This window comes from Stetteria hydrogenophila, assembly GCF_054657575.1.
The window spans coordinates 338,195-350,429 of the sequence record NZ_BAAHYL010000001.1; the positions used below are offsets into that span (position 1 = coordinate 338,195).

Consider the following 12,235-nt stretch of genomic DNA (forward strand, 5'->3'; position numbering starts at 1 on the left):
TGGTGGGCCCGCGGGGATTTGAACCCCGGACCTCCGCCGTGTCAGGGCGGCGTCCTAACCAGGCTAGACGACGGGCCCCCGTACTTTACACCTCCCACACACGGCGGGGGTTATAGAAGTTTCGGGGTTCTTGACGTAGTCTAGGAAGCCGAGGAGGCGTATTTATCACCCTTGGAGGCGTAGCTGAAGAAGGCGGGGAGGCCGCGGCTGGCGGCCGACGGGCCCCCGAAGCCGGGGGCCTGAGGAAACTCCGCCCTCCCCGCGGCAGCCGGGCCCCGCAAGGGGCACGGGTGACACCCGTGGCTCCGGCACAGAAACGACACGGCCCCCCGCAGTGTCGAGGAAGCGGCGAGGCCCGCCGGGCAACCGGGGGGCAGTAACCCGCGGAGGAAGCGGGGGGATGCGTTGAAACGGCCGACCCCGGCGGAGCAAGGCCCCCGGGCGGTGAGGGCCGCGCGAAGCCCGGGGGGTGTCCGCTGAGTCGAATGCCGCCGAAGTACAGAAGGCGGGTTATAGCCGCGGCCTCCCCCAAGTGTTCCTAGACGTGTTGATTCATTGCACCTAGCCGGGGTAACACTCATAAGACCCCGTGGCTGCCACTAGGGAAACCCGGTGGGCCCGTCGTCTAGCCTGGCTAGGATGCGGGGTACGCCGAGCCCCTGAAAGGGGCGGCGCCCGACTCGGGACCCCGTGGTCCGGGGTTCAAATCCCCGCGGGCCCACCAACCCATCACGACGCCAGTAAGGGTGTTAGGGTTTCGTGGAGAACGCCGTTCCATAGCCTACATAAATTATCTTGTCCGGGTTCAGCGCTTCTATCACTTCGCTTCTATTAGTAGCCACTACTAGAGTTATACCGGCTTTTCTAGCCAGTAGACCCACTTTCCTAGCTACTCTTTGCGCCGTCAAGCTGTCGAGGTGGGCGGTGAACTCGTCGATCACCAGCAGATTGGGCTTCCCCGCTAGCAGGCTGGCAAGCTTCGCCCTCTCCTTCTGGCCGGTAGATAACTCGGTGAACCTCGCCCTATAGAATACCGCATCGCTTAACCCCACCATGTTCAATACTTCCACTGCAGCTACGGGATCACCTGTTTTCGCGGCTACATGCTCTAGCAGAGTTTCCGAGCCAAAACTCGGCTCTAGCTCGCCGGGTAGTAAAGCCTGCAACCTAGTATTTGGAGGGACCTTAACCGTTCCCTCGCTAGGCTTATACTCATCTCTGGACTGCAGCTCCTTTCTGACGGCCCCGATTATCATCCTTAGGAAAGTTGTTTTGCCAGCGCCACTCGCGCCAATCACGACAACTACCTCGCCAGGCTCGATGACGACGTTCACGTTCCTCAGAACATACTTCTCGATAACCCTCCTCTTAACCCCGAAAGCCAGCAGTACCTCTCTAAGATTCGGTGGAAGCCTCTTGACGTCAAGCACGCTGGAATACGTTTTTGAAAGGTTCTCTATGATAATGGGGCCGCTCAGCTTTTCCACGACGCCATACCTAGACCTGTACAGCTTCCCGCCGTGCATCTTAGCGTAGGGATCCTTTTCCAGGAACTCCCTAATCCTCTCCTCAGCCTCCGGAGTTAGGGGGTACATTAATACGGGTCTCCCACTCCCGGTATCCCACATGTAGTAGAAGCCTGCCTTCTCGAAGAATGGGTTGTAACGCGCCATCATAGCTATGGTTTCAACTATGTGTTTACGCTTCTTCATTTCAGGTATTCTCCTCTCTCGTATCCACTCAATAGCCGCTTTCACGGATAGAACTCCCAGCCCGTCTCCTCTATAGTCGGGGTGGACGACAACCCTGGCTATTCTCGCGGCCGCAGTGTTAGCTATCCTTAGCGATTGCTCGCTAACCTCCTCGCTAACAATGGCCTTTGCCAGCCTCCTGCCGTAGATTGCTTTTAAATGCCTATATCTAGAGAGAATGCTCCTCTTCTCAGATAACGCCGTGGGCCAGAATGTCGGGTGAAACCATTCCTTTGGGAAGACTTTTTCCCTAATCATCTTCTCGACTCTGCCATTAGGTAGTCTACGATTCATTAACGGTATAGGCGTATCGACTCTGACGTAAGCGACTATTTTAGGCTCATACTCCTTCCTGCCTAGAAGCTCGAACACCAAAAACCTGCTACTGGGTATGCTTCCCCTTATCTCCTGAAGCTTCATGGGCACGCCGTGCTTGGGGCACTTCGGCTGGATATTGGACTCCATGTAGTACCCGCATATTGGGCACCTCCAAACGGCGACGATTTCCTCTTTACTGGCATAGTGGTACTGCTCTAAGTTAACTATATCCATGTAGTCTTCCTCGCTTAACGCTTCACGAGCAACGATTTTGTACTCGTACACCTTCCTAGTATTTAGGGGGTCCTTTCTCTCTAAAACATACGTCTTCCTCCAAACGGGCCATACGGGTACCTCCTCACCCTCATACACCCTATATAGCTCGTAATCGTTTGGCCCGAGAATCCAGGCGTCACCCACCTTCTTAGGTTCATCCTTTAATACAACCTTTACAACCTCGCCCTCGCTGAACCACTGGGCGATAACGCCGCTCATCCAAAGAAATACTTCGCGCCCCTCAATCTCTACCGGAAGTATGCCGAACCACTTGTATCCAATCCTACTCATTAACTTGTAGGGGTCACGGGTTATTTTGGTGGTTATAGTGTACCCTTTAACGCCCAGTTGCTCCGCCAATTTAGGGATGCACCTCGTGATTAATTTCATGCGTGATCATAATAATTTTTATTACATCCCCGACGGCTGCGCGGATCACTCCAGCGGAAAGGCTGGCTCGACGTTAAATCCCACATGCCGCCTGCGGGCTCCAGGCGTTTCGACGCGTCTAGTAGAGCCGTGTAGGGCCCAGTCAACGCTCGCAGACTAACAAGGCTCGCCGAGACATCCTGGTGCCTAGGAGTGCTGATAACGGCTTGCCCTGCGCCAGGAGTCGTGCATGGCTGTTAGAAAATCACTCCCCAACACTAGCGGCTGACGCTCAGGAGTATGTCCATATTGTGGCTAGGAGCTGGGGGGTGGTGGGCCCGCGGGGATTTGAACCCCGGACCTCCGCCGTGTGAGGGCGGCGTCCTAACCAGGCTAGACGACGGGCCCCCACGCCTCCCCTGGTTCTCTGAGGCGGGGTTAAATCGGTAACCTTGCATTTGAGCCACTTCAGGTAGTCGGTCGGTTACCCCAGAGTTCTTCACCGCCCCCGCGGGGCTCGCTTAGGGGCATGACTCTCCTCATACCGTTCAGCGCCTGCGGCGCAGGCGGCTTTTAGTCGATGAAGAGTGGTATATAGCGTATTTTGCAGTTGCCGTGTGTAGATTCGAGTTTCTTGTACAGCTCCGCTATGCGGGTCGAGTCGCCGTTTGCCACCATTAGGTCTATGCAGTAGTCTTTTACGTGGACGTGTATTTGCGCGGTTATTATGTCCTTAAACCCCTCTAGAACGCTGATGCCTCTTCTATCGTTCTCCGGCGTGGAGGCGCAGGCGACTAGTAGTATGCCCGTGCATTCGTGCGGCTTCACGAGGTGGGCATGGTCCTCGACGAACAGTTGGAGCGCCCTCTCAACGATTTTGCTCCTACTCACGTTTAGCTTCTCAGCAATGGCGTCAAGGGTCTCCGTTAAATCCTTGCCTATGCTTACCCCGAACCTTCTCTTGCTACTCAACGCTTTATTCCCACCACCCTCGTCTTTTTAGCAAGGACTATCAGGGCGTAGATCACTATAAGGGTTAAGCCTATCGCCCCCGACGGAGAGATGTCTAGGATAATCGCTAGAACACCGCCTAGACCCGAGGCGGCAATCGCGGACGCCACGCTGAGCGCTAGCGCTTCGCTCATGCTCGACGCGGCGCTAGCAGCGATCGCCGCAGGCACTAGGATGAGGACATGCTCCAGTATGAAGCCTGAAATCCTTATGAGGCCCACGGAAGCCACGCCCAGCATTGTGAAGAACGCCAGGTCGTACAGCCAAAGCCTGCCCATGGTTAGCCTAGCGTCCTCCCTGTCAACTCCTATGTACACCTGGGCCTCGTAGGATGCCAGGGAGACGAGTGCGACGAAGCCCGCTATGGCTAGCGAGTAGTATGCCTCTCCCCGAGTGGCGAGGAGTGGGTCCCCCAGTATTAGCGACGACAGCTTGTACCCGCTACTCATCGTTGAGGCGTAGTACAGCGCGATGACCGACGCTGCAGCCGTGAAGCCGACGAAGAGGTAGGTGACTACTTCAACGTCGTAACCCTTGTACACTAGGTAGCCGGCGAGGTAAATCAGTAGAACGCCTATAACGGTGGCCGCCGGCGCCGCGCTCTGAAGCGAGCCGAGGAGGATGAAGGCTATCGCCGCCGCTAGAAGCGCCGAGTGAGCGGCTGCGGCCGACAGGAAGCCCATCCTCCTCGCCGCTACGATAGGGCTTAGGAAGCCAAACCCTACACCTGCGGCTACGAGTGCGGCTGCCCAGAGCGGGTTAACCCTGGCTTCAGCTATGTAACCCGCAACACCCGCCGCAACTAGTAGCAGGGTCAACTCACGCGTGCGCATGGAAATCACCTATATGCACGTAGCCCTCAACAAGGCGGGCGGCCGCCCCGTAAACCTTCCTTAGAACCTCGACTTTAAGCACCTCCTCGGGCCTTCCAACGGCGACTACACGCCCATCCCCAATTACGACGACGAGCCTAGCGTGGTCAATGAACAGTATTGGGTCGTGGGTCGTCACAACCACGAGCTTGTCCCGTGAAAGGTTGCCGATTAACTCGGCTATCTCACTCCTACCGCGGGCATCCACGGCCGAGAGGGGCTCGTCGAGCACCAGTATGGGGGGATCCCAGGCGAGGGCCTTGGCTATCAGGACCCTCTGCAGCATCCCCCCGCTCAGGCTGCTTAATGGCTTGTACCAAGCCTCGCGGGGTAGCCTCAGCTTCGTCAGGCAATGCTCGGTTACCTTGCGGCGATCCCCGCGGAACCCCCTCAGCTTAAGGGAGGCGGAGACTAGTTCAAAGGGCGTTATCGGGAAGAGGAAGCTTTGCCTCACGAGCTGGGGCACGTAGCCTATGAGCCGGCCGGCCTTCTCGGGCGAGCCCGTGACGTCCAAGCCGTTGACTATAACTTTACCCTTCGCGGGCCTTATGAGGCCTAGGATCGTCTTCAGCAGGGTAGTCTTGCCGGCGCCGTTAGGCCCGATTATGACTACCAGGCCGAGGCCCTCCAATCGAAGGTTGACGTCCCTCAACGCCGGCGTATCCCCATAGTAGACCCACACGTCTCGGACCTCGATGCTAGCCGTCATTCACACCACCATGCACACTCCACGAGGGAGCTACTTGGACTTATGCACAGCTATATTGTTTCATGGTACTCTGTGAAACGGTAGACCAAGACAGGGAGCAGGGTTAGCTTTATAAGCGGTTCTTTGGGCAAGTAGAATGTGCACAGTCCAAGTAGAATTTAGGCCGGGGTGTGCACGATGAAGTGGTCTTGGCTTGCAGCGGCTGCAATCCTGGCGGCGGTACTGGTTGCGGTAGCCTTCGCCATCGGCTCTGGGGAGAGAGGGGCTGGCGAGGCGGGCCAGGGGCTCCTTGTGGTCACGACTATGCCTGCGCTGGAGTCGGAAGTGAAGGAGCTACTCTGCCCCGGCGATAGCGTTGAAAGCATCATACCCCCCGGAGTCGACCCACACACCTACCAGCTTAAGCCGAGCGACTACGACCTCCTCAAGAAAGCGGATCTGGTAGTAGTGCTGGGAGGCGAGCCCATAGCTGATGCCGTAATTAGTAAGGCCAGAGAGCTTGGCGTGGACACTGTTGTAGTGCTGAACTTGGACGGGATACGGATCCTGAAGACTCCGTCAGGCTTCACCAACGTGCACTACCCGATCTACGACCCAGGCAATTACAAGATCTTTGTTGACGTTGTGTCAGAGAAGCTAGCCCAGCTCAACCCAGGCCAGGCGGGCTGTTACGGCGAACGGGCTAGCAGAGTCAAAGCCAAGATAGACGAGCTCCTAGCATACAAGAGTTCGCTTAGCAACGTCAAGGCGGTCGCCTCAACCCCCCTGGCTCAGTACGCAACCTCCTGGCTGGGAGTGAGCATAGAGGCGTACGTCTCCGAAAGCCCGAAGGGGGAGACTGTCCCGTCGAACCTCGAGAGGATAGAGAGCCTCATGAAGTCGGGCCAGGTAGACGTTGCATTCATAGTAACCGACGCATCGGGGGAGCCGTTGACGAGGGCCGACTCCTGGCTTCAGGGGAAGGCGGGCGAGTACGGTGTCCCCGTGGTTAAGGTGCCTGCCCCCTTCACGCCTGGCTCGACTGTGGAGAAACTCGGCAAGCTGCTAGAGGAGTTGAAGTCCCTGGGCCTGCTCCAGGGCGGGTGAAGCGCCCTCTTTAACAGTTAGTCTTCTGCCTTTAACCGAATAAAGCGATTGATAGGAGATAAAAACCCCGCCGATGTTAAGCCTCGCTTACTGGGACTTGCTGGTGGGCGGCTTGAGGAAGGTTTATATAGTTGACGCTGTTAGGACCCCTGTGGGCAAGTTCGGGAAGAGCCTCAAGGACTACCCTGCAAGCGATCTGGCGGCGTTCACCATAAAGAAGCTGCTGGAGCGCGTCGGCATAGAGCCGTCGGACGTCGACTTCGTGGTAATGGGGCACGCTATAAGGGCGGGCACGGGGATGAATACCGCCAGGCAGGCGGCTTTAAAGGCCGGGCTCCCGCCCTCGATAGGCGGCATGACCATAGACATGGTCTGCGCCAGCGGGATGGCTGCAATCATCACCGCAGCCCAGTTCATAATGACCGGGGCCTACGACGTGATAGTGGCAGGCGGGATGGAGTCCATGAGCCAGGCCCCCTTCCTGCTCCCCAGCTCCGCCAGGTGGGGGCTGAAGCACCTCATAATGAGGGAGGCGAACATCCAGGACGCCATGGTCCACGATGGCCTGTACGACATACTCCTAGGCAGGATTATGGGGGAGGAGGCCGACGCCGTAGCCAAGGAGTTCGGCGCTACCAGGGAGATCCTGGACTGGATAGCCTACGAGAGCCACAGGAGGGCCGCGGAGGCCTGGGATAAGGGGTACATGAAGAGGTACGTCGAGCCATTCACCGACAAGGGGAGAGTGATCCTAGACTATGACGAAGGAATACGCAAGGACACGAGCCTCGAGAAGCTATCAAAGCTCCCGCCAGCCTTCTGGAAAGACGGCTTCCACACCGCAGGCAGCTCCAGCCAGCTAAGCGACGGGGCAGCCTCGCTACTAATAGCATCGGAGGACGCCGTCAAAAGCATGGGGCTCAAGCCCAAGGCCGAGATACTGGGCTTCTCCTACGCCGCCGTGGAGACCTGGAAGTTCCCCTACGCCCCAGTGGAGGCAATCAAGAAGCTGCTCAAAAAACTCGGGTGGACAGTTAACGATGTAGACTACTGGGAGAACAACGAAGCGTTCGCAGTCAACAGCTTCCTAGTAAATAAGTTCCTAGGGATCCCCTACGAGAAGCTAAACGTCCACGGAGGCGCCATAGCGATCGGGCACCCTCTAGGGATGAGCGGCGCAAGAGTGACCATTGAGCTCCTGAACGTACTAGAAGTCCACGGGGGCGAGAGGGGAATAGCGTCCATATGCCACGGCCTCGGAGGAGCCACTGCGATCGCCATTAGAAGACTCTAAACCCGGCCCCTCCAGGGTGAGGGGGCTTTCACTGCAGCACTCGCCCTTCACCCGAACCCTCAGGAGAGGAGCTTTTGCACGTGCCCCGGTCTGGGTAAAGCTTCAGACAAGTAGGACCTCTCCTTTTAGCGGCCTAGGCCCAAGGGGCGAGAGGCGGGCATGGCTAAACGCTTCTAGTAAAGTGAAGGATCCCCCCGGAGAGAGTGGGGGTAACGTTTTGTAGGGGTTTTCGGGGGGGAGGCTACTTGGACTCCTCCTCTTTTGCGAGGAGAACCTCCACTACTCCCCCGGCTTCCTGGATCTTCTTTATGGCGGACTCGCTCGCCATGGGGACCCTGACCTTGACGGGCACGTTTATCTTGCCCTCGCCGAGCAGCTTGTGGATACCCATAGCCGCAAGGTCTATGACGATCTTCCCGTCCTCCTCCTTCGCCTCGCCGGATGCTTTCAGCTTGAACGCTAGCTCTGCGAGGTCGCGTAGGTTGATAGTCCTAGGCCTGTAGCCCGCCCTGATCCTCGGCGGGTTGAAGCCCCTCTTCCCGAACCACGTGGGGGCGTACTTGATGACCCAGGTCCACATGTGCTTGTGCATGCCGGCTGCGCCGACGCCGCCGCGGCTCCCACTCTTCCTGTGCTGGCCGATCCTACCCCAGCCCATCGTCCTGGTTCTTCCCCTGAGCTTCCTCGATTTCCTGCGGCGCCTCACGACCATGCGCGCCACCCCTCATTCAGAGCATTCGCTTCACGAGCTCGTTTATCGCGGTCCCCCTGTAGCCCAGCTCGCCGCCGTCGCCGTAGTGGCGCTTAATGCTCCCTTTAAAGCCTCCCCTGGGCGGGTGGAGCCTGAAGAATGGCTTGACCCCTTTCTCCTCGAGCTTGTGGTACATCAAGGCGCCCGTTATCAGCTTATCCGCCAGCTCCGGGATCCCGCCCTCCAGCCCGAGGTTCTCCCTCACCCACTCGTCGGTCAGCGGCTTGTCGCCCTTGATCCTCCCCCTAGACCTGAGCAGCTCTATCAGGGTCTCCCTATCCATTTCGCCCCACGTAACCCAGTCCCTAACCTTCTGGAGCATCCCCTCAATCCCTGGGAGGCTGGAGTGGTATAGGGCGGCAGCATACTTCTGCCTGAGCCTAAGCAGGTTTAGGGTGTACTCCACGTCAGGCCTGACGTCGACAGTCCCCCTGATCCTTATCACCAGGTAGAGCGGCATGGCTCCCCGCCTCCCCGGTGAGGCTAGGCCCTCGCCCAGTCGAGTGGCGTGACGAACTTGTAGGTCGCCCTTAGCGCTAGGTAAGTCGCCCTGGCGAAGTTGTAGCTAGTCCTAGTCTCGCCTTTCGTGAACGTCCACACGTCCCTAATGCCGGCCATCCGGAGCACCTTCTTAGCCACATCGCCGGCCACGAGGCCGGTGCCCTTGGGCGCAGGCTTCAGGACCACCTCGACGCTGCCGCTCTTACCCCTAACCGTGAAGGGGACGCTGTGGGGCTCGCCGCACGTGCACTCCCAGCTCCCGCAACCCCTCCTGACAGGAGTCAGGTTCAGCTTAGCGTTCCTTAACGCCTTCTCCACCGCTATCCTGTACTGCCTAGCCTTACCCTTGCCCAGACCCACGTAGCCGTCGTGGTTCCCGACCACCACTGTCACCCTGAACCTCGTAATCCTCCCCGCGTCAGTCATCTTCTGGACTATCGTTGCGTCGATCACCTCGTGGTCGAGGTCTGGGAGGAGAACGTCGACGATCTCGGGCTCCAGTATCGGCAGGTTCCTCTTGAAGATCTCGTCGATGCTTGTTATCTGACCCTCCTTAACCATCCTGCCGACTCTAGTCCTAGGCTGCCACGTCTCGAGTACCTCCTCGGGCCTCAGCCTAGCAGGCCTCGCCATCACTCCGCCACCCCTTCACCCTCAGCCTCCGCGGGCAACGCCAGGTCTTTGAATTCATCCTTAATCTTCGAGAGAACCTCGTCGAAGTGCGAGGTGAGATCCTCGGGGGCCAGCCCCCTCCTTAGGTAGTCGGAGAACTGCCTCTTATAGAACTCCGGGTCCTCCTCCTTCAGCTTCTTAGCCCAGGCTGCTATGTGCTCCCCCCTAATCCTCTCGATGGAGGGAAGTATCTCCTCAGAGTGGGGTATCTTGAGGCCTGCGTCGAGGCCGCCCTTGAGGGCAGCGAACACCCTAGAGCCCCGCACGGGCTTGGCTAGGCCTATGTCTAGCACCGCCTCAGTAACGCCCGCCTTGCGAGCCCTGAACCCGGCTAGGAGCCCGGTTAGGTAGGCGGCTGGCGTGCTCTTAGTCCCCCCAAGCCAGCCGTACCTCTTGACGAGCTCCCTACTGTGAGCGGCCGCTATCACGTGGTCCCCCTGTATCTTGGCCTCGACTACCTGGACTATAATGTACTTGTTCGTCCTCCTCACGACGAACCTGGGCTTGCCGGAGAGGATTAGCTTGACTCTCTTGTAGTAGTTTGTCTTGCCCTCCCTTCTCCTCCTCCAAGGCACCCTGTACCTGGGACCCTTACCCATCAAGCCTCACCCCCCGAGGGTTGCTGGCTCTGCTTCAGCAGGCCCTGGTCCTCCATGTACCTCCTCAGGGCTGACAGGTTCCTGAACATGCCTCCCTTAGCCATCCTGTAGAGCCTCCTGTATGTGCTGCGGTCTATGAGGCCGTGGTCCCTGAGCCAGCGCAGGTACCTCCTCATCCTTCTGATCCTACCCATCCAGTCCTCCTTGGGATCCCTCCTCGCAGTGGCGGGGCCCTTCCTCTTGCCGGGCCCCCTCCTCCTGCCCTTCGCCCTCTGCCTCCTCCTCTCAAGCCACCTGTGAGAGTTGCCCTTCTTCGGCTCAGCCCTGATCAAGCCCCTCTTGATCAGCGCCAGCACGTCCTTCTTAGTCACGGCTTGAGATATCTCCTCGGCGTGCTCAGGGTCGGGGCTAATCCAGATCCTGCTTTCGCCGACTCCCAGGATCTCGGCTGCCAGCCTCCTCTGCAGCCTGTAGTCCATCCCTACACAGCCCCCGCGTTAGCCACCTTGAAGCCCCTTCTCCTGGCTTCCTTCACCAGCTCTAGGCGCTTCCTTAGCCCTACCGTGCTGGCGATATAAATTATGTGCCGCAATGGGTCGAGGCCCTCTAGGTCCTTGACGTTGTGGACAACGGCGGGCTCCAGCCCGCTCGGGTGCAGGCCTCTAATCTCGGCGTCGGTCCCGTAGCCAACCTTCACTATAGGCGGGTAACCCTTGAGCTGAAGCCTCATCTTGTTATCGTTACCCTTGGGCTTCCTCCAGTACTCCCTGCGCTCGAACTTCCAGAACCTCCAGGAGAGGTACCTCAGGAATGTCGGCTTCCCGCTCCTAGCCCTCCTGATCCTATCCTGCAGTCTCCTCCTCTCTCTAAGCTGGGCCAGCACCTCCCTCCTCTTCTCCATAACCTCCTTCAGGCTCTCAGCCATCACGCAGCCACCTCCCTAGCGTAAATGTAAATTCCGTCCACGAACTTTCTCCTATCCTTGTCTTTAACCTTAGTTGCAGCCTCTATGTTGGCGGCCGTCTGAGCCACCTTCTCGATGTCGATGCCCTCAACTATGACATCCTGCCCTTGGACCTTGACCGTGACCCCGGGCAGGATCCTGGCCACCCTGGACGCCTTCTCGCCCAGGAAGTTTGATATGAGGACCTGGTCGCCTTTAATCTGGATGTTAACCGGGAAGTGGCTGTAGATTATCTTGAGCTTGTAGCGGAACCCCTTAGTCACGCCAGTTATCATGTTCTTGATGTGGCTTGCAATAGTGCCGACGAGAGCCCTCTTCCTGGCATTAGCGAAGTAAGCCTCTACAATGACCTGATTACCCTCCTTCCTGATGATGACTCCCTTCGCGTGCGAGAAGTCCCGGGAAAGCTCCCCCTTCGGCCCCTTCACTCTAACATTCATCCCGTTAACTTCTACTTCAACGCCTTCCGGCACGTCAACCGTGGCACTTACGTACACTTCTTTTACCATCTTCTTCCCCCGCCCACCCGCGTAGAGGGAGGGCGGCTCCTCCAGGCCTCTTTAAACTCTCAAGGAGCCTAGAACAGGGTTTAGGCATAGAGTCAAGGGCTGGAGATTAGTGTCGCCCCAGCACGCTGGGTGTAGGGGCGCTAGTAGACGTATGCGAGTAGCACGCCGCCGATTCTCCTCTTCAATGCCTCGCGGTGGGTCATGACTCCCTGGTTGGTTGAGAGTATAAGGACGCCTATGTCTCTGCTGGCGAGGTACTTCCTCATCCACTCGGGTAGCCTCGCGAGATCCCTGTAGGAGACGGGGAACCTGGGCTTTATGACGCCGACCTTGTTTATCCTGCCCAGCAGCTGGACTCTGAACTTGCCCCACCTGCCGTCGTCGATGTACTCGAATTCGCCGATATAGCCTTCCTGCTGGAGCACGCGCAGCACTGCGGCGATCAGCTTAGAGGCGGGCATTATTATGGCCTCACTCTTACCCCTCATCTCAGCGTTCTGGAGGGTCGCCAGGGCGTTCGCCAGCGTGTCCATCATCACCATGCGCCTTCACC

At 58.2% G+C, this 12,235-nt stretch carries 14 protein-coding genes, 3 tRNA genes and 1 other RNA gene; 4 read left to right on the plus strand and 14 right to left on the minus strand.

What is annotated here, in order from left to right:
* Nucleotides 1-78 (minus strand) — tRNA-Val (locus tag ACYQ3J_RS01820).
* 120 nt (nucleotides 79-198) lie between these two features.
* On the opposite strand from ACYQ3J_RS01820, the gene rnpB reads away from it, so the two are divergent.
* Together rnpB and ACYQ3J_RS01830 are read left to right on the plus strand one after the other, a co-directional pair.
* Nucleotides 199-525: RNase P RNA component (rnpB, locus tag ACYQ3J_RS01825), an RNA gene on the plus strand.
* 89 nt (nucleotides 526-614) lie between these two features.
* A tRNA-Pro gene (locus tag ACYQ3J_RS01830) sits at nucleotides 615-724 on the plus strand.
* Between the two features lie 25 nt (nucleotides 725-749).
* Here ACYQ3J_RS01830 and ACYQ3J_RS01835 read toward each other — a convergent pair.
* From ACYQ3J_RS01835 to ACYQ3J_RS01855, 5 genes are all read right to left on the minus strand, one after another.
* Nucleotides 750-2,636, minus strand: coding sequence for a GNAT family N-acetyltransferase (locus ACYQ3J_RS01835; RefSeq protein ID WP_460124608.1), 1,887 nt, complete (start codon nucleotides 2,634-2,636; stop codon nucleotides 750-752).
* Nucleotides 2,637-3,044: 408 nt separating this feature from the next.
* A tRNA-Val gene (locus ACYQ3J_RS01840) sits at nucleotides 3,045-3,122 on the minus strand.
* 165 nt (nucleotides 3,123-3,287) lie between these two features.
* On the minus strand, nucleotides 3,288-3,686 hold the full coding sequence (locus ACYQ3J_RS01845) for a CopG family ribbon-helix-helix protein (RefSeq protein WP_460123678.1): 399 nt from the start codon (nucleotides 3,684-3,686) through the stop codon (nucleotides 3,288-3,290).
* Entirely contained in the window at nucleotides 3,683-4,558 is an 876-nt protein-coding gene (locus ACYQ3J_RS01850) for a metal ABC transporter permease (RefSeq protein ID WP_460123681.1), read from the minus strand. Before ACYQ3J_RS01850 ends, ACYQ3J_RS01845 begins: the two co-directional genes overlap by 4 nt.
* Nucleotides 4,545-5,306: a metal ABC transporter ATP-binding protein gene (locus ACYQ3J_RS01855; protein WP_460123684.1), complete on the minus strand. Its 762-nt coding sequence runs from the start codon at nucleotides 5,304-5,306 to the stop codon at nucleotides 4,545-4,547. The genes ACYQ3J_RS01850 and ACYQ3J_RS01855 overlap by 14 nt, the downstream gene beginning before the upstream one ends.
* Nucleotides 5,307-5,483: 177 nt before the next feature.
* Between ACYQ3J_RS01855 and ACYQ3J_RS01860 the strand changes: the two genes are divergently transcribed.
* Together ACYQ3J_RS01860 and ACYQ3J_RS01865 are read left to right on the plus strand one after the other, a co-directional pair.
* The gene (locus ACYQ3J_RS01860; protein ID WP_460123687.1) at nucleotides 5,484-6,392 is read left to right on the plus strand and encodes a metal ABC transporter substrate-binding protein; all 909 of its coding nucleotides are present in this window, start codon (nucleotides 5,484-5,486) and stop codon (nucleotides 6,390-6,392) included.
* A 73-nt stretch (nucleotides 6,393-6,465) separates the two neighbouring features.
* Nucleotides 6,466-7,686, plus strand: a complete 1,221-nt coding sequence (locus tag ACYQ3J_RS01865; RefSeq protein ID WP_460123690.1) for a thiolase family protein — start codon at nucleotides 6,466-6,468, stop codon at nucleotides 7,684-7,686.
* A gap of 241 nt (nucleotides 7,687-7,927) precedes the next feature.
* Here ACYQ3J_RS01865 and ACYQ3J_RS01870 read toward each other — a convergent pair whose 3' ends face one another.
* The 8 genes from ACYQ3J_RS01870 to ACYQ3J_RS01905 all read right to left on the minus strand — a co-directional run bounded on the left by ACYQ3J_RS01870 (nucleotide 7,928) and on the right by ACYQ3J_RS01905 (nucleotide 12,224).
* The gene (locus ACYQ3J_RS01870) at nucleotides 7,928-8,398 is read right to left on the minus strand and encodes an uL15 family ribosomal protein (RefSeq protein ID WP_460123693.1); all 471 of its coding nucleotides are present in this window, start codon (nucleotides 8,396-8,398) and stop codon (nucleotides 7,928-7,930) included.
* Between the two features lie 16 nt (nucleotides 8,399-8,414).
* Complete coding sequence (locus ACYQ3J_RS01875; protein ID WP_460123696.1) at nucleotides 8,415-8,897, minus strand: 50S ribosomal protein L30; 483 nt, start codon at nucleotides 8,895-8,897, stop codon at nucleotides 8,415-8,417.
* 23 nt (nucleotides 8,898-8,920) lie between these two features.
* Nucleotides 8,921-9,571 carry a 30S ribosomal protein S5 gene (locus ACYQ3J_RS01880; RefSeq protein ID WP_460123699.1) on the minus strand — a complete coding sequence of 217 codons (651 nt, stop codon included), beginning with the start codon at nucleotides 9,569-9,571 and terminating at the stop codon, nucleotides 8,921-8,923.
* The gene (locus ACYQ3J_RS01885) at nucleotides 9,571-10,209 is read right to left on the minus strand and encodes a 50S ribosomal protein L18 (RefSeq protein WP_460123702.1); all 639 of its coding nucleotides are present in this window, start codon (nucleotides 10,207-10,209) and stop codon (nucleotides 9,571-9,573) included. Before ACYQ3J_RS01885 ends, ACYQ3J_RS01880 begins: the two co-directional genes overlap by 1 nt.
* The gene (locus tag ACYQ3J_RS01890; RefSeq protein ID WP_460123704.1) at nucleotides 10,209-10,688 is read right to left on the minus strand and encodes a 50S ribosomal protein L19e; all 480 of its coding nucleotides are present in this window, start codon (nucleotides 10,686-10,688) and stop codon (nucleotides 10,209-10,211) included. Before ACYQ3J_RS01890 ends, ACYQ3J_RS01885 begins: the two co-directional genes overlap by 1 nt.
* A gap of 2 nt (nucleotides 10,689-10,690) precedes the next feature.
* Nucleotides 10,691-11,134, minus strand: a complete 444-nt coding sequence (locus ACYQ3J_RS01895) for a 50S ribosomal protein L32e (protein WP_460123707.1) — start codon at nucleotides 11,132-11,134, stop codon at nucleotides 10,691-10,693.
* Entirely contained in the window at nucleotides 11,134-11,682 is a 549-nt protein-coding gene (locus ACYQ3J_RS01900) for a 50S ribosomal protein L6 (RefSeq protein ID WP_460123711.1), read from the minus strand. The genes ACYQ3J_RS01895 and ACYQ3J_RS01900 overlap by 1 nt, the downstream gene beginning before the upstream one ends.
* 140 nt (nucleotides 11,683-11,822) lie before the next feature.
* Nucleotides 11,823-12,224: a 30S ribosomal protein S8 gene (locus ACYQ3J_RS01905; protein WP_460123714.1), complete on the minus strand. Its 402-nt coding sequence runs from the start codon at nucleotides 12,222-12,224 to the stop codon at nucleotides 11,823-11,825.
* Nucleotides 12,225-12,235 lie beyond the last annotated feature (11 nt).